We start from the raw sequence: 19988 nt of genomic DNA on the forward strand, positions 1-19988 counted from the left end.
GGGTCACTCCGGAAGCGTACCGACGGACGTGTGTGTGGTGGGCGTCACATAGGCTGCGGCCGAGTCGGCCTGCGCCACGCGCGAGGCGTGGAAGTCCGACTGAGTGGCCTCGAGCGGCACCCCGGCCTGGGTCAGATCGGCCGCGATCGCCTGCACCTGCTCGTCGGTGGCAGGCACGATCGGCAGGCGCGGGTCACCGACATCCAGGCCACGCAGGCGAAGCGCCGTCTTGACGAAGACGACGCCGCCGACGCGGGCGAACGCGCGCAGCACGGGCAGCATGCCGCGGTGGTTGGTGCGTGCGGTCGACGTGTCGCCTTCCTCGTAGGCCTCGATCATCGCGCGGATCCGGCCGGCGACCACGTGCCCGATCACGCTCACGCAACCGACCGCGCCGACCGACAGCCACGGCAGGTTCAGCGCGTCGTCGCCCGAGTAGTAGGCCAGGTGGGTGTTCGCGATGACCTCGGATCCGGCGAGCAGGTCACCCTTGGCGTCCTTGACCGCCAGGATCCGCGGGTGCTCGGCGAGCCTGCGCAGCGTGTCGACCTCGATCGGCACGATCGAGCGCGGTGGGATGTCGTACAGCATCACCGGCAGGTCGGTCGCGTCGGCCACCGCGGTGAAGTGCGCGTGCAGACCGGCCTGCGACGGTCGCGAGTAGTACGGGGTCACCACCAGCAGACCGTGCGCGCCCGCCTTCTCGGCGGCCTGCGCCAGATGGATGCTGTGCCTGGTGTCGTACGTTCCCGCGCCGGCGACCACGGTCGCGCGGTCCCCGACCGCTTCCACGACCGCGCGCACCAGATCGGCCTTCTCGGCGTCGGTCGTGGTGGGGCTCTCCCCCGTCGTGCCGTTGATCACCAGGCCGTCATTGCCCAGGTCCAGCAGGTGTTGCGCCAGCTCCTGCGCCTTGTCGTAGTCCACCGCTCCGTCGGCGGTGAACGGGGTAACCATCGCTGTCAGCACACGGCCGAACGGCCGTCCTGGGGCGGCAGTAGGGCCAACGGTCAAGGAGGGCATGCTCAGACGGTACTACTCCTCGGCCAGCACGGTCTCCCTGAGTTGCTCGCCCTCGGCGTCATATGCGACACAGTGCACCGTGCGGTTGCGGTTGCCGTTGTCGTCGGTCGCGTCCCACTGCTCGGCGGAGGGAACCAGCGCCCGGAAGCGCAGATGCTCGCGCTGCTTGGCGTCCATCAGCTCGGACTGGAAGCTCAGGGCGCAGCGGGCCCGCGCCCAGTCGATCAGCGCCTGGCCGGGATAGGCGTAGTCGGTCTCCTCACCGATCCCGTCCTGGAAGGCCTCGGCCGAGGCGAAGACCTGCAGATCGTGCACCTCGGTGCAGTCGACCGTGGTGGTCACCGACCGGTTCTCGGCGAGCTGGCCTCCGCTGGCACACTCGCCGTCGTCGATGGTGAACTCCGGTATCTGGCCGCCTTGACCCCACGTCCACGTCTCGTCCTGCCGGCCGGCGTCGGGAGTGGCGAACCAATGGCCGAGCGCGAAGCCTCCTGCGAGCGCGGCTACCACGAGCAGCGCGCCGGCGATCAGCCAACCGCGACCAGGGCGCTTGCCGGGAATGGGCGGATTACCGGTCACGCGCGTCGGCGGGTTGTTCGGACCACCGGGGTACAGCGCGGTGTGGCCCGGCGTGACGGGCTGACCGGACGTGGATTGCGCCATCCGCAGCATGGCCCTGGCCTGGTCCGCGTTCGCCCGCGCCTCCGGGGCACTGACCAGCAACGACATGATCGCCGACGCCAGCGGTCCCTGCGTGCGGGTCAGCTGCGGGATCTCGTTCATGATCGCGTGCAGTGTCGCGGCCGTGCTGCCCCGTTCGAACGCCACCGTGCCCTCGGCCGCGAAGTACAGCGTCGCGCCGAGCGACCACAGGTCGGAGGCGGGCACCGCGTCCTTGCCCGCGATGCGTTCGGGGGCCATGAAGGCAGGCGACCCGACGAGGAAGCCACTCGTGGTCAGGCGCGGGTCGTCCACGGGCTGGGCGATACCGAAGTCGGTGAGCTTCACCCGGCCGTCGGCGCCGACCATGATGTTGCCCGGCTTGACGTCGCGGTGCACGATGCCTGCGTTGTGCGCGGCGGTCAGCGCGGACAGCACTTGTTCGCCGATCGCGGCCACCGTCTCGGGCGGCAGCGGGCCGCGGTCCCGCACCAGGTCGGACAACGTAGGGGCTTCCACCAGCTCCATCACGATGTAGGTGGCGCCGCCGTCGGTGATCACGTCGAAGACGGTGACGATGGCCGGGTCGTTCAGCCTGCCGCTGGTGCGCACCTCGCGCAGCACACGCTCGCCAAAGACCTTGGCGTCCTGTCCCTCGCCGCTGGGCAGGCGCAACTCCTTGATGGCGACCTGCCGTCCGATCACGGTGTCCTCGGCGCGCCACACCACGCCCATGCCACCCCGGCCCAGCTCACCGAGAAGCCGGTAGCGGCCGGCAAGCACGCCTCCGTGCGCCGGCTGACGCGCCGTTGTGGTGTCACTCGGCGCGAACGAGCTTGGCTCCGTCACGATCCTCCTCGAAGCGCATGTGCGCTGCACCCTATCGCGTGACGGTCGCCCACACGTTCGGCATTGGCCAGTTGCCAGGAAGTCAGCCGAGCTCGTGCACCTCGTGCCCGGACGATCGCAACGCCTCCACCGCGCGCTGCAGGTCCGCCTGCTTCACCAGCAAGTGGTCGGTGTCGTAGGTGGACAGCGAGAACAGTCCCACGCCGGCGGCGGCCAGCTCGCTGGACAGCACGGCGATGATGCCGGTGAGCGTGAACTCCAGCGGCCCGCGCACCGACAGCAGCCGCCAGTCGCCTTCCGCACGCCCGTCGTCCCGGGTCCACCGCTCGCTCGGGCAGACCACGGACAGCTCGGCGCCGGTCCTGGTGATCGACACCAGATCGCCGTCCGCGGACAGCAGGTCGACGGGTGGCTCGGCCTCCGAGGAGAGGCGGGCGACGGTGTACTCGCCGGGCCGCAGGTCCAGGGCGAGCCGTTTCATTCCTCAGCCCTCGGTGACCAGTGGGCTGGAGGCCACCTCGGTGCCGTCGGGAAGGGTGGAGATGGTGAAGTCGGCGAACACGTTGCTCGCGGCCTTCTGCAGCTGGCGCAGGCACTCGACGGCCAGCGCGCGAATCTCCACGTCGGCGTGCTCGGTGGCACGCATGGCGATGAAGTGCCGCCACGCGCGGTAGTTCCCGGTCACCACGATGCGCGTCTCGGTCGCGTTCGGCAGGATCGCCCGCGCCGCCTGCCGGGCCTGCTTGCGCTGCAGCGTCTTGCTGGGCGCGTCGGCGAACTTGCCCTCCAGCCCGGCGAGCAACTCGTTGTAGGCGTCCTGGCTCGCCTGCACGGCCTTGAGGAACTTCTCGTGCAGCTCCGGGTCGTCGGCGATGACCTCCGGCTCGACGAACGCGGCATCCCGCTCCGGGACGTAGCGCTGGGACAGCTGCGAGTACGAGAAGTGCCGGTGGCGGATCAGCTCGTGGGTCAGCGACCGGGAGATGCCGGTGATGTAGAAGCTGACCGAGCCGTGCTCGAGCACCGACAGGTGCCCGACCTCGACGATGTGCCGCAGGTAGCCGGCGTTGGTGGCCGTCTTCGGATTCGGCTTCTTCCACGACTGGTAGCAGGCCCGGCCGGCGAACTCGGCCAGCGCCTCACCCCCGTCGGCGTCGGTGGACCACGGAACGTCCTCCGGCGGGAAGAACTCCGTTTTGGCGATGAGCTGAACCTTGGGCGAGACCGTCTCTGCCACCTGCACGCACCCCTAACCGGAACCGCTGACTGTCCTGCCCGTGAGCGTAACCGCCGGGACCCACGTTCTCCGGGTGGACCCGCGGGGTGAAATGGCACCCGCCGCGAGATTCCGCGTGATGCCACGGCTGACATCATTCATCTTTGCTGTGGTGTCATGGTGGTGGCATCATGACACCATGGATCTGTCTCCGTATTTGAACAGCCTGCGGGAGGACCTCAATGCTGCGGCCTCCGCCGGCGACGAGAACACGAAACGGGCGGCCGCCGTGCTGTCGGCCGCCCTCGAGCCTGCCGCTCGGTTGGCGATCATGAGCGCGTTGTCCGACCTCGCCGACGAGGTCACGGCCCAGTTGGACAACACGGTTGTCGACGTGCGACTCAGTGGCCGGGATGTGCGCGTCGTGGTCGACACCCGGGAGTCGCGGGAGCGAGGCGAGCCCCGCGAGACGCCGCCCCCGCCCCCGCCACCACCGTCCGGAGGCGGCGACATCACACGTATGACGCTGCGCTTGTTCGAAGAGTTGAAGAACAAGGCCGAGCAGGCCGCGGCCGAGCAGGGCGTCTCGCTCAACACGTTCGTGCAGCAGGCGCTGCAGGGTGCGCTGCAGGGCAAGCACCCAGGGTCGTGGAGCAGCGAGTGGCAGGGCGGTCGCCCCGGCGACCGCGGTAACGACGGCAACGAGATTCACGGGTGGGTGCAGTCATGAGCACGCCGGAAGACGCCATCAAGACGAGTGCCTTCACCACCGACGGCCCGGTCCGGATCGAGGTCCAGCTGAGCGGGGGCAGCCTGGAGGTCGAGCTCGCCGACAGCGGCAGCGCGGGCGGTGAAGACGGCGTGCAGGTCGATGTGCGGCACGCTCCCGACGAGGGCATGCCGTGGGCGCAAGTGGTGTCCAACGCGCTGAGCTGGGTCAACGAGCAGTTCGGCGAGCAGTTCACCGCCGATGTGGTCGGCACGGCCAGTGCTGCGGTGGAGCAGACGCGCGTGGAGCTGGCGGGCAACCGGCTGGTGGTCCAAGCACCGAAGACGTTGCCCATGCGGCATCAGCCGCTGGCCGTCACGGTGCGCGCCCCGGCCGACTCGGAGTTGGACATCCGTACGTCGTCGGCGTCGGTGGTGGTGACCGGGACGGCGTCGACCGCCACTGTGACCACGTCCTCGGGCGATGTCACGCTCGAGCGGGTGACCGGGACGGCGAACATCCGCACCGCGTCGGGCGCGGTGACCGTCACGTCCTTGAGCGCCACGTCGTCGATCGTCACCGGCTCGGGAGACGTTCGGCTCAGCGAGTTCAACGACGCCGACGGGAAGCTGAACTTGCGCAGCGGGAGCGGTGACCTCGCCGTCTCCGGCGCGACCGCCGGATCGCTGACGGCCAAGACCGGTTCGGGCGATGTGCGGCTCGAGCTCGCGGAGGGCGTCTTGGCGGAGGTTCATCTGTCCTCGGCCAGTGGGCGGGCCAACTCCGAGCTGGAGGTGCAGAACACACCGCCCGAGCAGACCGCACCGCTGCGGATCAACGCGCGCAGTGGGCACGGCTCGGTGACGGTGGGCGGCCCACGCAAGTAGGACGGGCGCCGCACCGGCGCCCACGCCCCCGGGCAATCGGCGCGGCACACCGGCCGCGCGCCGGCCGCGACCACTGGCCAATGCCGGCCGCAACCCACGAGCAGGACGGGCGCCGCACCGGCGCCCACACCCCCGGGCGGCCCGCGCGGCACACCGGCCCCGCGCGGGCCGCGGCCTCGGCCAGTGCCGGCCGCTCCCCTACTCCACCCCGGCGGCGACCTCCGCCCGCAGGGCAGGCGCCAGATCCCCGCGCTCACCCACCACGACGTCGTCCAGGCCGAGCCAGCGCGCCATCGACCGCAGCTCCCCGGCCAGCTCGTGAGCCACCCGCGCATGCGGCACATCGGGCTCGGCGAACGCACCCTGCGCCCGCAACACTCCCGCGGCGCGGTCGGCTTTCAGGTCGACGCGGCCGACCAGCTCACCGTCCAGCAGGAACGGGAACACGTAGTAGCCGTAGACCCGCTTGGGGGCGGGCACGTAGATCTCGATGCGGTAGAAGAAGTCGAACATCCGCTCGGTCCGGGCGCGCTCCCAGATCAGCGGGTCGAACGGGCACAACAACGCCCGGCCGGTCACCTTCCGCGGCACCCGCGCCTCGGGATGGGTGTACGCCAGCTGCTTCCAGCCCCGCACCTGGACCGGCTCCAGCCGCCCGTCCTCGACCAGCTCCGCAATCGCCTGCTTCGCGGCAGCAGGTTTGATCCGGTAGTAGTCCCGCAGATCGATCTCGGTGCCCACCCCCAGCGACTCCGCGGCGCGCGCCATCAGCTCGCGGATCGCATCCTCTTTCGGAATCTCCGGCGCGGCGAGTACCTCGGGCGGCAGCACGCGCTCCGGCAGGTCGTAGTGCCGCTCGAACCCTTGCCGAGTGCCCGTGGTCAACTCCCCCACGGCGAACAGGAACTCGCACGCCACCTTGGTGGCCGACCTGTTCCACCAACCGCCTTTGGCCGAGCTCTCCGCCCCGAGCGCCTTCTCGATACCGCCCGCGCTGATCGGGCCCAATTCCTTGACCACGGACAACACATCGGCGATCAACCCGGGCTGGGCATGCGCCACCTTCCAGTACCTGCCGCGCAGCGATTCGTAGTACCGCATGCGCCACCGCAGCAACGGCCAGTCGGCGACCGGCAGCAGGCTCGCCTCGTGCGCCCAGTACTCCACCAGCAGACGCGGCTTGCGCGAGCTGTGCGACCACGCCGCGGTGTCCACCAGCTCGTTCGGGTACGGGCCCAGCCGGGAGAACAACGGCATGTAGTGCGCCCGGACCGCCACGTTCACCGAATCCAGCTGCAGCAGCTTGATCCGGCGCAGCGTCCGCACCAGGTGCCGCCTGCCGGCCTGACCCGCAGGACGCGCGTCGACGAACCCCTGAGCAGCAAGAGCCATCCGCCGAGCGACGGCACCGGAGATTGTCCGCATGCGCGCATGGTGCCATGCCCCACCGACAGTCAGGAGCGTTCCGGGTAGGTTCGCACCATGGCCGTTGCTGACGTTCGCCTGGCGCGCGCCGCCGACGCCGCGGAGATCGCTCGTATCCAGCACATCACGTGGCAGACCGCGTTCAGCGAGCTGATCGACGAGGAATCACTCGCCGCGCTGATCGGCCCGGAGGCCGAGCGGCAGTGGACCGAAGCCATCGAGTACGCCGACACCGACGTCTTCATCGCGTCCGAGGGCGACTTCACCGTGGGCTTCTGCGTGTCCGGGCCCGCTCCGCGGGAGGAGATCGAGGGTCCGGACGGCACGCTGCCGCCGGACGCGGAGCACACCGGCCTCATCGGCACCATCCTGGTGGAACCGCGCTGGGGGCGTCGGGGTCATGGCGGCCGGCTGCTGGCGGCGGCCGCCCGCGCGTTGCGCTCCCGCGGCGCCCGCAGAGCGGTCGCGTGGGTCAACGAATCCGACTCGGCGACGCTGAACTTCTATCGCACGGTCGGCTGGGAAGCCACCCGGACGGTCCGCACGCTGGACACCGGCAAACGTCAGTTCCGCCAGCTGTGCGTGACCGGTGGCTTGGACCTGCAGCTGGTGGAGTAGCGCTGGGCCGATCAGGGGCCGGAGGTCCTCGACTTCGTCAACTGGCACCGGTTGATCGGCCCTGGCCGGTACCGTGGTCATGATCCGGCCAGGAACTCTGGGGGTGCGCGCCCGTGACGTGGTTGCTGCTGAGCTTCGGGATCGCCCTGAGCTCAGCCTTGCTGCCACTGGTGAGCGTCGAGGTCTTCGTCATCACGATGGCCTCGAGCCAGCCGACGCTGCACTGGGCCGCGATCGCGGCCGTGGGGGCAGTCGGGCAGGTCCTCGGGAAGGTGCCGTACTTCCTGGCCGCGCGCGGCTCGATCCATCTTCCGGCGTTCATGCACCGCACGCCCCGACAACGCCCGCCGTCCGAGCGCAGGGAACGGTGGCGGATGCGGACCAAGCGGCTGCGGCGCGCGCTCGACGTGGTGCGTGAGCGCTGCCGCCAGCACCAGCGCTGGATGATCGGCACCTACGGCGTCAGCTCGGTGATGGGTCTGCCGCCGTACATGGCGCTGGTGGTGCTCACCGGGTTGGCGAACATGCGCATGTCACTGTTCATCGGCATGGGGCTGGCCGGCCGGTTCGTCCGCTTCGCCTTGCTGGCGTCGGCGCCCGCGTTGTTCATCGGCTGGTTCGGCGACTGACGTGCGGTCCGGACCCGTCCCGGTCATCGCGAGAACGAGCGCACCGCTTCGACGAAGTGCGGGCCGATCGCGGCCAACCGGTCCGGATACTCGTCGACCAACCCGTCGGTGTGGTTGCCTGCCTCGATGCGCTGGTAGGTGTGCAGCCCTCCGCACCCGGCCTTACGCACCATCTCCGCGTAGACGTCGGAGGCCACACCGATCGGCAGCAGGGTGTCCAGCGTGCCGTGCAGAGTGATCATCGGCTTGCCGATCCGGCCGGTGAGGGCGATGCGCTTGACCGCTGCCTGTGCCCGGGGGCGGTCTGCGTAGTCGTAGTCCGCGTCGCAGTTCGGTGTCCCGCTGCGGCAGAACGGCACACCGGCGTCCAGGTCCCCGTCGAACGACGGATCCAGTGCCTCTCGGTAGATCCGCTGCGTCAGGTCCCAATAGACCCGGTAGTGGTAGTCCCACAGGAACTCCGAGCCGGGTGCGAAGCCGGCGTCGAGCAATTTCTGCCGCGCAGCTTCGGCGCCGTCCCCGCCCTCGGCATAGGTCGGGTAATGCCGCAGTGCGGCAGGCAGGAAGGTCAAAAGGTTCGGGCCGCGCGCGGTCCACAAGGTGCCTTCCCGGTCGATGCCGCCGTCATACAGCCACGGCCGGTTCTCCAGCTGCCAGCGCACCAGATACCCGCCGTTGGAGATCCCGGCGGCCAGCGTCGTGGACGGCGACCTGCCGTAGCGCTGTCGCACGACCTGCTTGGCGGCCACGGTCAGCTGGGTCAGGCGGCGATGCCACTCGGCGATCGCTTCGCCGGGACAGCGCTGCCCGTGGTAGAAGCCGACGCCGGTGTTGCCTTTGTCGGTCGCGGCGAACGCGTACCCCATCGCGAGTACCTGGTCGGAGATCGCCCGATCGTTGGCGTACTGCCGGCGGTTGCCCGGAGTGCCCGACACGACCAGTCCACCGTTCCACTTGTCCGGCAGGCGCACCACGAACTGTGCGTCGTGGTTCCACCCGTGGTTGGTGTTGGACCGCGTGGTGTCCGGGAAGTACCCGTCGATCTGGATGCCCGGCACTCCCTCGGGTCGCGGCATGCTCGAGGCGGTCAATCCCGCGTAGTCCTCGGGATTGGTGTGCCCGGACGCCTCGGTCGAGGCAGTAGTCAGGCCGGACAGGCACGCGGCTTCCTGGTGCGCGGCTCCCGGTACCCGCAGCTTGTCCATCCGCGCGCAGTGCGTCGATCCGGCGGACTGTGCGTACGACGACAACGGCAGCAGCCCACTGGCGAGAAGCACCGCAGCGGTCACGGCCCAGACACGACGAGACTTCTGGTGCGGCATGCACGTCACCGTGCCCTGACCCCCGGTGGCGAGGCGATGGCGAAGCACCTCACATTCGGCGCCGGGATGTGGGATCCGACCACATGGCCCGGCCGCCAGGCACACCCCTACCGTGTCGGTGATCACATCGCTCGAGGAGTTGATGGCCAATGCGGATCCTCGCTCGTGCCGGCGCTGTCGCCGCTCTGCTCGCCATGAGCGTCACCTCCCCCGCCGCGGCGAACGCCGAGCTGCAGCCGGTGACGAATTCCGGGTCGAATCCCGGCGCGCTGTCGATGTACGTCTATCTGCCGGACGGACTCGAACCAGGCGCGCCCGCCGTGGTGGCCATGCACGGATGCACCCAGACCGCTGCCGACTATCACGCGCACGCCGGCTGGCGTGATCTGGCCGACCGGGCGAAGTTCGCGGTCATCTACCCGGAACAGCGCACCACCAACAACCTCAACCGCTGCTTCAACTGGTTCCAGCCCGGCGACAGCGACCGTGGCCAGGGTGAAGCCGCCTCGATCCGGCAGATGGTCGCGCACGCCGTCACCACGTACGACCTGAACCCGGACCGGGTCTTCGCCACCGGGCTGTCCGCGGGCGGGGCGATGACCGCCAACCTGCTCGCCGACTATCCCGACGTGTTCCGCGCGGGCGCCATCATGGCCGGGGTGCCCGCCAAGTGTGCCCGCGACCTGGTCACGGCATACAGCTGCATGGGATCCGACCAGCGCAAGACGCCTGAGCAGTGGGCAGACCTCGTTCGTCGGTCCGCGCCGGACCACACCGGTTCGTGGCCGACCGTGGCGATCTTCCACGGCACCGCCGACACCACCGTTGCGCCGGTCAACGCCGACGAGCTGCGCGATCAGTGGACGGCGGTCCACGGTGTGTCGCAAGAGCCGTCCCGGACCGAGCAACTGCCCGCCGGCACGACCTTGACCGCCTACCACGACTCCGACGGCGTGCCGGTGGTCGAGCAGTACGTCATCGACGGCATGCCGCACGCGCAGCCGGTCGACCCGGGCACGGAAGCCGGCAACTGCGGCGCAACGGGCCAGTACTACGCGGACACCATCTGCGCTGCCTACTACGCCGCCAACTCCTGGGGGATGCTCTGACCGCTTACGCGTTCCGCTCTTCGGCTTCCAGCGCGACGGCGCGCTTCATGGCGTCCCGAGCACGCCGCCGATCACCGGCGATGTCGTAGGCATGCGCCACGCGGTACCAGGCCCGCCAGTCCTGCGGGGCCTGCGCCAACTCCGCCTCACGCTTGGCGAAGTAGGCGTCCGCGGCCTCGCGTTCCACCCGGCCGCTCGGACGCCGCGGCAGGTCCGAGACATCCGGCAGGCCGCCCTCCTCGGACAGCCGCTGCGCGAGCCGGGCGACCCGCACCCCGGACATCCACGTGGTGATCACCATCCACGCGCCGAGAAACGGCAACACCAGCACACCGACACCGAGAACGACGCCGACGGTCTCCCCGCTGCGCAACAGCGCGAACGCGCGACCGGCGAGCAGCACCAGGTAGAGCACCACGCCCGCGGTCAGCACCGCCGCGAGCACGAGCGTCTTTCGCGCGGAGGATTGCACCGTCGTCACAGCTGCAGGTACTTGTCGAGGCCCACGGTCAGACCGGGGTGCTGCCGCACCTGGCGCACACCCAGCAACACACCGGGCATGAACGACGACCGGTGCAGGGAGTCGTGTCGGAGCGTCAAGGTCTCCCCTTCGCCGCCGAAGAGCACTTCCTGGTGCGCCACCAGGCCGGCGAGCCGGACCGAGTGAACGCCGATACCGTCGACCGTCGCGCCACGCGCCCCGTCCAGCTCGGACGTGGTCGCATCCGGCACCTCACCGAGTCCGGCTTCGGCCCGCGCGGCGGCCACCAACCGGGCCGTGTGCGCAGCCGTGCCGGACGGCGCGTCGGCCTTGCGGTTGTGGTGCAGCTCGATGATCTCGACGGTGTCGTAGTAACGGGCGGCCATCTCGCTGAACCGCATCAACAGCACCGCACCCAGCGCGAAGTTGGGCGCCACCAGGACACCGACCTGCGGGTGCGATGCGAGCAGCTGCTCCACCGCGGCCAGCTTCTCCTCGTCGAAGCCGCTGGTGCCCACGACGACGCTGATGCCGGCCTCGACACAGAACCGCACGTTGTCCAGTACCGCATCCGGGTGCGTGAAGTCCACGGCCACCTGCGCGCCGGCATCGGTCAACGCGGTCAGCGGGTCGTCGACATCGACGCGGGCGACCAGCTGCAAGTCGTCCGCGCCCTCGACGGCCTCACACACCGTCGAGCCCATGCGGCCGGCCGCACCCAGTACGCCGACCTTGATCACGTCGTCCGTCGCCGCGCTCGTCACAGCACCTCCAGCAGCTCGCCGGGCAGATCGTCCAGGTGAGAATACGGCCCGACCACGGCCGCCGCGCGCACCCGTCGCAGGTACCGATCGGCGACCTCGGCCACCTTCTCCGGGGTGACCTCGGCGATGCGGGCCAACGTCTCGTCGATGGTGAACGCCCGACCGTAGTGCAGCTCGTTCTTGCCGATGCGGCTCATCCGCGAGCCGGTGTCCTCCAGGCTCAGCACCAGCTCGCCGCGCAACTGTCCCTGCGCTCGCCGCACCTCGGCCGGTGTCAGCCCGTTGGCCGCGACCTCGCCGAGCACACCGCGCAGGACACGCACCAGCTCGCCCAACCGCTCCGGCTGACAACCTGCCTCCACGGCCAAGTTCCCGGTGTCGGCGTAGAACACCGGCGACGAATACACCTGGTACGCCAGGCCGCGGCGCTCCCGAACCTCCTGGAACAAGCGCGAACTGGTCCCGCCGCCCAGTGCCGCGTTCAGCACCGACAACGCGAAGCGGTCCTCGTCGTGCCTGCTCATCACCGGCATGCCGAGCATGACCTTGGCCTGCTCGACGGTGTCCGAGCGCAGCAGCACCTTGTCCGACGAGGTGAACTCGGCCCGGCCGGTCCGTGGCGGAGCGGGCTCGGCCCGGCCGCCGCACACGTCGGGATAGCGCGCGGTGACCTCCTCGGCCAACCGCAACACGTCCTCGTGTCGCACGTTCCCGGCGACCGCCAACACCATGCGGTGCGGCCGGTAGGTGGTGCGATGGAAGTTCTGCAGCAAACCGGCTGTCATGCCGGTGATGGACTTCTCCGTGCCCAGAATCGGCCGGGCCAGCGGGTGGTCGCCCATCAACGCCACCGCGAACAGCTCGTGCAACCAGTCGTCGGGGTCGTCGTCCCGCATGGCGATCTCGTCGAGCACCACGGTTCGCTCGACCTCGGTGTCGGATTCCGAACACTGCCCGTCGAAGACCACGTCGGAGACCAGATCCACGGCCAGCGGCAGATCCGTGTCGAGCACGTGCGCGTAGAAGCAAGTGCTCTCCCGCGTGGTGAACGCGTTCAGCTCGCCGCCGACCGAGTCGATCTCCTCGGCGATCTGCCGTGCCGAACGGCGCGTGGTGCCCTTGAACAGCAGGTGCTCCAAGAAGTGCGCGGCGCCCGCCTGCTCCGGTTCCTCGTCCCGCGTGCCGACCGCCACCCAGATACCCACCGAAGCCGATCGCACCCCGGGCATGGTTTCGGTGACCACCCGCAGCCCGTTGGGCAACACGGTGCACGCGAACTCCGTCATCACGTCCTCAGCTCACCACTTACTCGGCCGAACGCGCCAGAGCGGCCGCACCGCAAGGGCGCGGCCGCTCCGAGGCGATGTCGCGGACTACCGGCTCTTGCTCTTGCCGGCAGGCGCGTCCTTCTTGCTCTCGTCGTCGTCGCGGACGATCTCGAGGCTGATCTTGCCGCGCTGGTCGATGTCGGCGATCTCCACGCGGATCTTGTCGCCGACGTTGACCACGTCCTCGACCTTGTCGATCCGCTTGCCGTTGCCCAGCTTCGAGATGTGCAGCAGGCCGTCCTTGCCCGGCAGCAGCGAGACGAAGGCACCGAACGCGGCGGTCTTGACCACCGTGCCCAGGTACCGCTCGCCCACCTTGGGCAGCTGCGGGTTGGCGATCGCGTTGATCTTGTCGACCGCCGCCTGCGCGGACGGGCCGTCGTTGGCACCGACGTAGATCGTGCCGTCGTCCTCGATCGAGATGTCCGCGCCGGTCTCCTCGGTGATCGAGTTGATCATCTTGCCCTTCGGGCCGATGACCTCGCCGATCTTGTCGACCGGGATCTTGACGGTGGTGATCCGCGGCGCGTACGGGGACATCTCGTCCGGGCCGTCGATCGCCTCGGCCATCACGTCCAGGATGGTCAACCGGGCGTCGCGCGCCTGGTTCAGCGCGGCAGCCAGCACGTCGGACGGAATGCCGTCCAGCTTGGTGTCCAGCTGCAGCGCGGTGATGATGTCCTTGGTGCCCGCAACCTTGAAGTCCATGTCACCGAACGCGTCCTCGGCGCCGAGGATGTCGGTCAGCGCCACGTACTCGGTCTTGCCGTCCACCTCGTCGGACACCAGGCCCATGGCGATACCGGCCACCGGCGCCTTGAGCGGCACGCCCGCGTTGAGCAGGCCCATGGTGGAGGCACACACCGACCCCATCGAGGTCGAGCCGTTCGAGCCCAGCGCCTCCGACACCTGACGGATGGCGTACGGGAACTCCTCGCGCTTGGGCAGCACCGGCACCAGCGCGCGCTCGGCCAACATGCCGTGCCCGATCTCCCGGCGCTTCGGCGAACCGACGCGACCGGTCTCCCCGGTGGAGAACGGCGGAAAGTTGTAGTGGTGCAGGTAGCGCTTGGTGGTCTCCGGGGACAGCGAGTCGATCTGCTGCTCCAGCCGGAGCATGTTCAGCGTGGTGATGCCGAGGATCTGGGTCTCACCGCGCTCGAACAACGCCGAGCCGTGGGCCCGCGGGACCACGCCGACCTCGGCGGACAGCGACCGGATGTCGGTCAGGCCGCGGCCGTCGATGCGCACCTTGTCGCGCAGGATGCGCTGCCGGATGAGCTTCTTGGTCACCGCGCGGAACGCCGCGCCGACCTCCTTCTCCCGGCCTTCGAACCGCTCGCCCTCGCCGACGCCGACCTTCTCCAGCACCTCGGCCTTGACCTCGTCGACGGCGTTGTCGCGCTCCTGCTTGCCCGCGATGGTCAGCACCTCGGCCAACTTCGCCGACGCCAGCTCCTCGACCGCCTGGTAGACGTCCTCCTGGTACGCCGGGAACAGCGGGAACTCGCTGGTCGGCTTCGCCGCCACCGAGGCAAGCGCCTGCTGCGCCTCGCACAGCACCCGGATGAACGGCTTGGCCGCGTCCAGACCCTGCGCCACCACCTGCTCGTCCGGAGCGGTGGCGCCCTCGGCGATCAGGTCCAGCGTGTTGTCGGTGGCCTCCGCCTCGACCATCATGATCGCGACGTCCTCGGGCCCGTCACCGACGATGCGGCCGGCCACGACCATGTTGAACGTGGCTCGCTCCAGCTGGCTCCACGTCGGGAAGGCCACCCACTGGTTGTCGATCAGCGCCACCCGGACGCCGCCGATCGGGCCGGAGAACGGCAGACCGGCGATCTGGGTGGACGCGGAGGCGGCGTTGATGGCCAGCACGTCGTACGGGTCGTCCGGGTGCAGGCTCTGCACCGTCACGATGATCTGGATCTCGTTGCGCAGGCCGTCGGCGAACGACGGGCGCAGCGGCCGGTCGATCAACCGGCAGGTCAGGATCGCGTCGGTGGACGGCCGGCCCTCGCGGCGGAAGAACGCGCCGGGAATTCGGCCGACCGAGTACATCCGCTCCTCGACGTCGACGGTCAGCGGGAAGAAGTCGAAGTGTTCCTTCGGCTGCTTGGACGCCGTCGTGGCCGACAGCACCATGGTCTCGTCGTCCAGGTAGGCGACGACCGAACCGCCCGCTTGCTTGGCCAACCGGCCGGTCTCGAACCGCACGCGGCGGGTGCCGAAAGAGCCGTTGTCGATCACGGCTTCCGTCTCGTGTACGACGGATTCGCTCATTGGGTTATCTCCTTGTCAGTGTTCACGGCGGAGCCCGGAATCGGGATACCGCCGCCGGGGGCCGCGCCGGTCCACCTCCCACGGCGGTCCAGCGCCCGAGTAACCCCTTTGCGACAAGGCCGGTCTTCGATCGAAGTTGACGGGCGTGTCCCGGCAACCACTACCGAGGACCGGCTACGACGAGTCCTCGAACGCTGTGCGCTTCTCCCTGGTCTTTGTGCTGAAGGGGAGCTCCGGGCTCCTCCGGCGCTCCCCTTCAGTGTCTCATCGGCGCAAGCCGAGACGTTGGATCAACGTCCGGTAGCGCGCGATGTCAACTCTCTTGAGGTAGTCGAGCAACCGGCGACGGCGACCGACCAGCAGCAGCAAACCGCGCCGCGAGTGGTGGTCGTGCTTGTGCTCCTTCAAGTGCTCCGTCAGGCCCGAGATGCGCTTCGTCAGCAGCGCGACCTGGGCCTCCGGGGAGCCGGTGTCGGTCTCGTGCAGGCCGTACTCGGCCAGAATCGCCTTTTTCTCGTCGGTGGTCAGCGCCACTCGTGTTCTCCTCAGCTACGTACCGTGTCCGAAATCGTGCGGATCCGGCCGCCACGGACTGCAGCCGAATCATCCATCAGCGTATCAGGGGGTCGCCTCGGCCACGGTCGGCAGCCCCGGTGCGGCCGGTGTTTCCGGTCACGGTGCGCCCGCGGCGGCCGTCAGCTCTCGTCGACCAGTCGACGGCGCAGCCGCTCGAACTCGTCGTCGGTGAACCCGTGCCGCTCCAGCCAGCCGATCGCTCCGCCGTACTTCAGCTCGAGCTGCTCGAGGAACGCCTCCATCGTCTCCCCGCGCGGCCTGTGGGCGTCCACGGGGATGCGGTCGATGTCGTGCGAGTACGTCGGAGTGGCGCGCAGCCGGTCCAGCACCAGTTCGATGCGTTCGGCCGTCCTGGCGTAGTCGTTGATCACCGCGTCCGGCTCCACGTCCACCGCCGACAACGTGAGCGCGACGACCGTGCCGGTGCGGTCCTTCCCGGCGGCGCAGTGCACCAATGCGGCGCCGTCGGTGTTGGCGATCGCCCGGATCGCCCGGACCACGTTGTCCCCGCGATCCTCCAGGTAGCCGAGGTAGAGCCCGGTCATGTAGTTCGCCGGGTACCGCTCGTGGTTACGCCTGCGGCGCTGGGAAGCCAGCGCCTCGGCGGCGACGTCGGTCCGATCACCGGCCTCCGGCAGGACCGACAGGTCCAGGTGCCGCACGTGGTCGACGGCACGCAACGGGCCGGGACCCTCCGAGGCACGCTCGGTGTTGGTGCGCAGATCCACCACGGTGCGCACACCGTGCGTTCCGGTCAGCAGCTTGATGTCGTTGTCGGTCAGGTCCTGCAGGTGGTCCGATCGCAGCAGCTTGCGATACGCCACCCTGCGGCCGTCCCGAGTGGGCAGGCCCCCGACGTCGCGCGTGTTGACCGCGCCTTCCAGTTCGATCCAAGTCACGGCTCCATTCTGCCAACAACTGCGACGAGGGCTACCGCCGTCACGGTTCGGACAGTCGGAACCGCGCTTGTTCGGTGTAGCGAGCACCCGACGGATGCAGCTCGCTGTTCATCAGGATCACGTCGCTCACCACCCACGACGGGCCGCGATAATCCGCCATGCCGCGTACCACCTCGCGGACCGTCGCCGGGCGACGTGGCGAGCGCCATCGAGCCAGGGTCAGGTGTGGGTGCCAGGGCCGTGATCCGTCCGGGCCTTCTTCCTCGGCACCGGCCGCTCGCGCAATCTCGCGCAGGGTCTCGACGTCACCGCCGACGCCGGCCCAGAGCACGCCGCGGAACGTGCCGGCTCCGGCGAGCCGCACCTGCGCGGGACGGCGACCACGCAATCGTTCCTCGAGCCACCCCGTGCGCTCGCGGGCCTGCTCAGGCGTACCGGAGCCGTAGAAGGCCAGCGTCAGATGCCACGACTCGACGCGTGTCCACCGCACCTGCTTGTCGTCCGACCGGACGCGCCCCAGCGCACCGGAGAGGTGCGCCAGCGCCTCGCGCGGCGGGACGACCGCGGCGAACAGTCTCACTCCGGCTGGCTGCCGCCGTCGTACTTGCCCGCGCGACGCAACAGGTCGGCGATCGCCGGGTAGTCCTTGTCCAGCAGCTCCGCGGCCTCGGTCAGGTTCTCGTCCTCGGCCACGTCGCGGATCGCGGCCAGCAGCTGGCCGTCGTCGAGTCCGCCGGAGTAGACCGGCAGGCTGTCCCTGCCCACCGTGGGGTTGGAATCGCGCACGTCGCGCATGGCTTCCTCGATGGCCTTGCGGTCACCGGAGGCCACCCCCGGTGTGAGCACCTTGCGCTCGAGCATGATCAACCGGGCGAGCACCGCGGGGTTGCCGATCTTGGCCCGGCGGCCGCTCATCACCTGGCTCAACATGGGCGCGCTGATGCCGAGGACTTCGGCCAGGTAGGCCTGCGAGACGTCGAACGCGACGACCAACCTGCGCAGCCGGTCACCCAGCGGCTCGCCGTACCACTTGCGTTGCCACTCGACGTTGCGCTGGATGATCTTCTGCTCGTCCACGTCCATTACCCCTGTCCGCTCCCCTCATTCGCGGCAGTCCCGGCTCCCCCTCGCGGCCACCGCCTTGCATCTTGCCCTATCGACGGCATCCGTGCGGCTTGTTCGAGCAGGTCACGTCCATTCGTCATGCCCCGCGGAGCAGTTCACGCGTCTGTTTGACGTCCTCGGCCATCTGCGCCAGCAACGCGTCGACCGTGTCGTAGTGCTCCATGTCGCGCAGCCGGGCGACGAAGTCCAACGCCACGTGCTGGCCGTAGAAGTCCTCGTCGATGTCCAGCACGTAGGCCTCGACGCGCCGCTCACGCCCGGAGAACGTCGGATTGCTGCCGACGGAGACCGCGGCGGGCAGGCGCCGGTCCGGCCGGGAAGTGCTGGTGAACCAGCACGAGTACACCCCGTCCGCGGGCACGGCCGCGTAGCGCGGGGTGGACAGGTTCGCCGTCGGGAAGCCCAGCTCGCGACCTCGGCCGTCGCCACGGACGACGATGCCGTCGATCCGGTGCGGCCTACCGAGGGCGACCGCGGCCGCCTCGACGTCGCCCGCGTCGATACACGACCGCACGTAGGTCGAGGAGAACGTGATCTCCCCGGTCACGTCGTTGCCGTCTCCCCCGAGCGACGCGCCTTGCAGTTCGGTGCCGTGCACCACGTAACCGAAGCGCTTGCCGAGTTGGCGCAGCAGGTCGACGTTGCCTGCCGCCTTGGCGCCGAACGTGAAGTTCTCCCCCACCAGCACCACGGCGACATGCAGGCGATCCACCAGCACTTCGTGGACGAAATCCGCGGCGGGCATGCGGGAGAACTCGAGCGTGAACGGCAGCACGCAGAACACGTCGACACCCAGCTGCTCCATCAACTCGGCCTTGCGGCGCAGCGTGGTCAGCTGAGCGGGGTGACTCCCTGGCCGCAACACCTCCGACGGATGCGGGTCGAACGTGAGCACCACCGACGGCAGGCCACGGGTTCGAGCCACGTCGACGGTGCGCCGGATCAGCTCCTGGTGGCCCCGATGGACGCCGTCGAACACGCCGATGGTGACCACGCAACGGCCCCAGTTCCCTGGCAGATCGTCCAGTCCTCGCCAACGCAGCACGCAAGCAGGTTATCCGACCGCGGCCGGGCCAGCCGGGTGCTCCCCGCCCGGCTACGCGGGAGCCAACACGACCAGGTATTTGGCGTGCTTGCCTTGGTCCACCGCGAGCGCAAGGGCTCGCCCGTCGGGGTCGACGATGCCGTAGGTGCCCGATGCGCCCGCCGCGGCAAGCCGTTGCCCGAAGCGCACGGCTTTGGTCTCAGCGGCATCGACGCGGCGTACCGGGAAAGCGTGGCGTACCGCCTCGTCCAGTGACAGGGACAAGGAAGGCTGCTCCTGGAGTTGCTCGACCGTGCGCGCGACGTCCAGGCCGAACGGCCCGGCCTTGGTCCGACGCAGGGCAGTGAGGTGCCCACCGACGCCGAGGGCTGCGCCGAGGTCACGGGCCAGAGCCCGCACGTAGGTGCCCGACGAGCAGTCGACTTCGACATCCAGCTCGATACCGGTGTCCGTCTTGCGGGTGTCCATCAGCTCGAACCGGTGGACGGTGACCGGGCGGGCCGAAAGCTCGACCTTCTCCCCCGCGCGCACCCGCGCGTAGGCGCGTTTGCCGTCCACCTTCACCGCGCTCACCGCGGACGGCACCTGCATGATGTCGCCGGTGAGGGCGGCGATCTCGGCGTCGATTCGCTCGGCGTCGATCTCGTGCACCGTTGCCGGTTCCGCGGACGAGACGACCTCGCCCTCGGCGTCGTCGGTGGTGGTGGCGGCGCCCAGGGCGATGGTCGCTCGGTAGACCTTGCGGTCCAACGTCAGATGGCCCAGCAGCTTGGTGGCCCGCTCGATGCCGATGACCAGCACCCCGGTCGCCATCGGGTCCAGCGTCCCGGCATGCCCCACCTTGCGCGTGCCGAACGCGCGACGCATCTTCGCCACCACGTCGTGCGAGGTCATGCCCGCGGGCTTGTCGACGATCACCAGACCGGGTTCCATGCGCTCGACGATATCCGTGGCGCTGGGGCACCCGGCCGCCGACGGCGGGAAAACGTGGCCCGGCTGCGCGACGCAGGACGTTGCTGGGTGGAGGCCGACCGAGTTCC

The 19988-nt window shown here is 69.5% G+C and carries 21 protein-coding genes; 5 read left to right on the forward strand and 16 right to left on the reverse strand.

Features of this window, described 5'->3' with window-relative positions:
* Nucleotides 1-3: 3 nt before the first annotated feature.
* From dapA to thyX, 4 genes are all read right to left on the reverse strand, one after another.
* Complete coding sequence (dapA, locus tag YWM_RS0112595; protein ID WP_156914761.1) at nt 4-1023, reverse strand: 4-hydroxy-tetrahydrodipicolinate synthase; 1020 nt, start codon at nt 1021-1023, stop codon at nt 4-6.
* Nucleotides 1024-1035: 12 nt separating this feature from the next.
* The gene (locus YWM_RS23445; RefSeq protein ID WP_043660906.1) at nt 1036-2532 is read right to left on the reverse strand and encodes a serine/threonine-protein kinase; all 1497 of its coding nucleotides are present in this window, start codon (nt 2530-2532) and stop codon (nt 1036-1038) included.
* Between the two features lie 82 nt (nt 2533-2614).
* A complete protein-coding gene (locus YWM_RS0112605) occupies nt 2615-3013 on the reverse strand; it encodes an ACT domain-containing protein (protein ID WP_028851034.1) in 399 nt (132 codons plus the stop codon).
* A 3-nt stretch (nt 3014-3016) separates the two neighbouring features.
* On the reverse strand, nt 3017-3769 hold the full coding sequence (gene thyX / locus YWM_RS0112610) for an FAD-dependent thymidylate synthase (protein WP_028851035.1): 753 nt from the start codon (nt 3767-3769) through the stop codon (nt 3017-3019).
* A gap of 178 nt (nt 3770-3947) precedes the next feature.
* Between thyX and YWM_RS0112615 the strand changes: the two genes are divergently transcribed.
* Both YWM_RS0112615 and YWM_RS0112620 read left to right on the forward strand, forming a co-directional pair.
* The gene (locus YWM_RS0112615) at nt 3948-4478 is read left to right on the forward strand and encodes a toxin-antitoxin system HicB family antitoxin (RefSeq protein WP_028851036.1); all 531 of its coding nucleotides are present in this window, start codon (nt 3948-3950) and stop codon (nt 4476-4478) included.
* Entirely contained in the window at nt 4475-5344 is an 870-nt protein-coding gene (locus YWM_RS0112620) for a DUF4097 family beta strand repeat-containing protein (RefSeq protein ID WP_028851037.1), read from the forward strand. Before YWM_RS0112615 ends, YWM_RS0112620 begins: the two co-directional genes overlap by 4 nt.
* Before the next feature lie 198 nt (nt 5345-5542).
* Here the strand turns inward: YWM_RS0112620 and YWM_RS0112630 are convergent, their stop codons facing one another.
* Entirely contained in the window at nt 5543-6769 is a 1227-nt protein-coding gene (locus tag YWM_RS0112630) for a winged helix-turn-helix domain-containing protein (protein WP_028851038.1), read from the reverse strand.
* Between the two features lie 57 nt (nt 6770-6826).
* Here YWM_RS0112630 and YWM_RS0112635 point away from each other — a divergent pair, with 57 nt between their 5' ends.
* Together YWM_RS0112635 and YWM_RS26180 are read left to right on the forward strand one after the other, a co-directional pair.
* Entirely contained in the window at nt 6827-7387 is a 561-nt protein-coding gene (locus tag YWM_RS0112635; protein ID WP_028851039.1) for a GNAT family N-acetyltransferase, read from the forward strand.
* 113 nt (nt 7388-7500) lie between these two features.
* Nucleotides 7501-8016, forward strand: a complete 516-nt coding sequence (locus YWM_RS26180) for a hypothetical protein (RefSeq protein ID WP_028851040.1) — start codon at nt 7501-7503, stop codon at nt 8014-8016.
* Nucleotides 8017-8039: 23 nt separating this feature from the next.
* On the opposite strand, the gene YWM_RS23450 is transcribed toward YWM_RS26180, so the two are convergent.
* On the reverse strand, nt 8040-9338 hold the full coding sequence (locus YWM_RS23450; protein ID WP_156914762.1) for a tannase/feruloyl esterase family alpha/beta hydrolase: 1299 nt from the start codon (nt 9336-9338) through the stop codon (nt 8040-8042).
* Nucleotides 9339-9487: 149 nt separating this feature from the next.
* Between YWM_RS23450 and YWM_RS0112650 the strand changes: the two genes are divergently transcribed.
* Nucleotides 9488-10447 (forward strand): extracellular catalytic domain type 1 short-chain-length polyhydroxyalkanoate depolymerase, encoded by a 960-nt coding sequence (locus YWM_RS0112650; RefSeq protein WP_028851041.1) that lies wholly within the window; start codon nt 9488-9490, stop codon nt 10445-10447.
* Between the two features lie 4 nt (nt 10448-10451).
* On the opposite strand, the gene YWM_RS0112655 is transcribed toward YWM_RS0112650, so the two are convergent.
* The 10 genes from YWM_RS0112655 to truB form a co-directional block, all read right to left on the reverse strand.
* Entirely contained in the window at nt 10452-10928 is a 477-nt protein-coding gene (locus YWM_RS0112655; RefSeq protein WP_245566020.1) for a hypothetical protein, read from the reverse strand.
* Complete coding sequence (gene dapB / locus YWM_RS0112660; RefSeq protein WP_028851043.1) at nt 10925-11692, reverse strand: 4-hydroxy-tetrahydrodipicolinate reductase; 768 nt, start codon at nt 11690-11692, stop codon at nt 10925-10927. The genes YWM_RS0112655 and dapB overlap by 4 nt, the downstream gene beginning before the upstream one ends.
* Entirely contained in the window at nt 11689-12978 is a 1290-nt protein-coding gene (locus YWM_RS23455; RefSeq protein ID WP_084612371.1) for a M16 family metallopeptidase, read from the reverse strand. The genes dapB and YWM_RS23455 overlap by 4 nt, the downstream gene beginning before the upstream one ends.
* An 87-nt stretch (nt 12979-13065) precedes the next feature.
* Nucleotides 13066-15303 (reverse strand): polyribonucleotide nucleotidyltransferase, encoded by a 2238-nt coding sequence (locus tag YWM_RS0112670; protein ID WP_028851044.1) that lies wholly within the window; start codon nt 15301-15303, stop codon nt 13066-13068.
* A 264-nt stretch (nt 15304-15567) separates the two neighbouring features.
* Nucleotides 15568-15837, reverse strand: coding sequence for a 30S ribosomal protein S15 (gene rpsO, locus YWM_RS0112675; protein ID WP_028851045.1), 270 nt, complete (start codon nt 15835-15837; stop codon nt 15568-15570).
* Between the two features lie 161 nt (nt 15838-15998).
* On the reverse strand, nt 15999-16778 hold the full coding sequence (locus YWM_RS0112680; protein WP_028851046.1) for a tyrosine-protein phosphatase: 780 nt from the start codon (nt 16776-16778) through the stop codon (nt 15999-16001).
* Nucleotides 16779-16818: 40 nt separating this feature from the next.
* On the reverse strand, nt 16819-17358 hold the full coding sequence (thpR, locus tag YWM_RS0112685) for an RNA 2',3'-cyclic phosphodiesterase (RefSeq protein WP_028851047.1): 540 nt from the start codon (nt 17356-17358) through the stop codon (nt 16819-16821).
* Nucleotides 17355-17855, reverse strand: a complete 501-nt coding sequence (locus YWM_RS0112690; protein ID WP_028851048.1) for a helix-turn-helix domain-containing protein — start codon at nt 17853-17855, stop codon at nt 17355-17357. The genes thpR and YWM_RS0112690 overlap by 4 nt, the downstream gene beginning before the upstream one ends.
* Nucleotides 17856-17979: 124 nt before the next feature.
* Nucleotides 17980-18948, reverse strand: coding sequence for a bifunctional riboflavin kinase/FAD synthetase (locus YWM_RS0112695; RefSeq protein WP_084612372.1), 969 nt, complete (start codon nt 18946-18948; stop codon nt 17980-17982).
* A 51-nt stretch (nt 18949-18999) separates the two neighbouring features.
* Nucleotides 19000-19881 carry a tRNA pseudouridine(55) synthase TruB gene (gene truB / locus YWM_RS0112700; RefSeq protein ID WP_052344842.1) on the reverse strand — a complete coding sequence of 294 codons (882 nt, stop codon included), beginning with the start codon at nt 19879-19881 and terminating at the stop codon, nt 19000-19002.
* Between the last annotated feature and the right edge of the window lie 107 nt (nt 19882-19988).

Origin of the sequence: Thermocrispum municipale DSM 44069 (genome assembly GCF_000427825.1) — a bacterium.
Lineage (GTDB): Bacteria > Actinomycetota > Actinomycetes > Mycobacteriales > Pseudonocardiaceae > Thermocrispum > Thermocrispum municipale.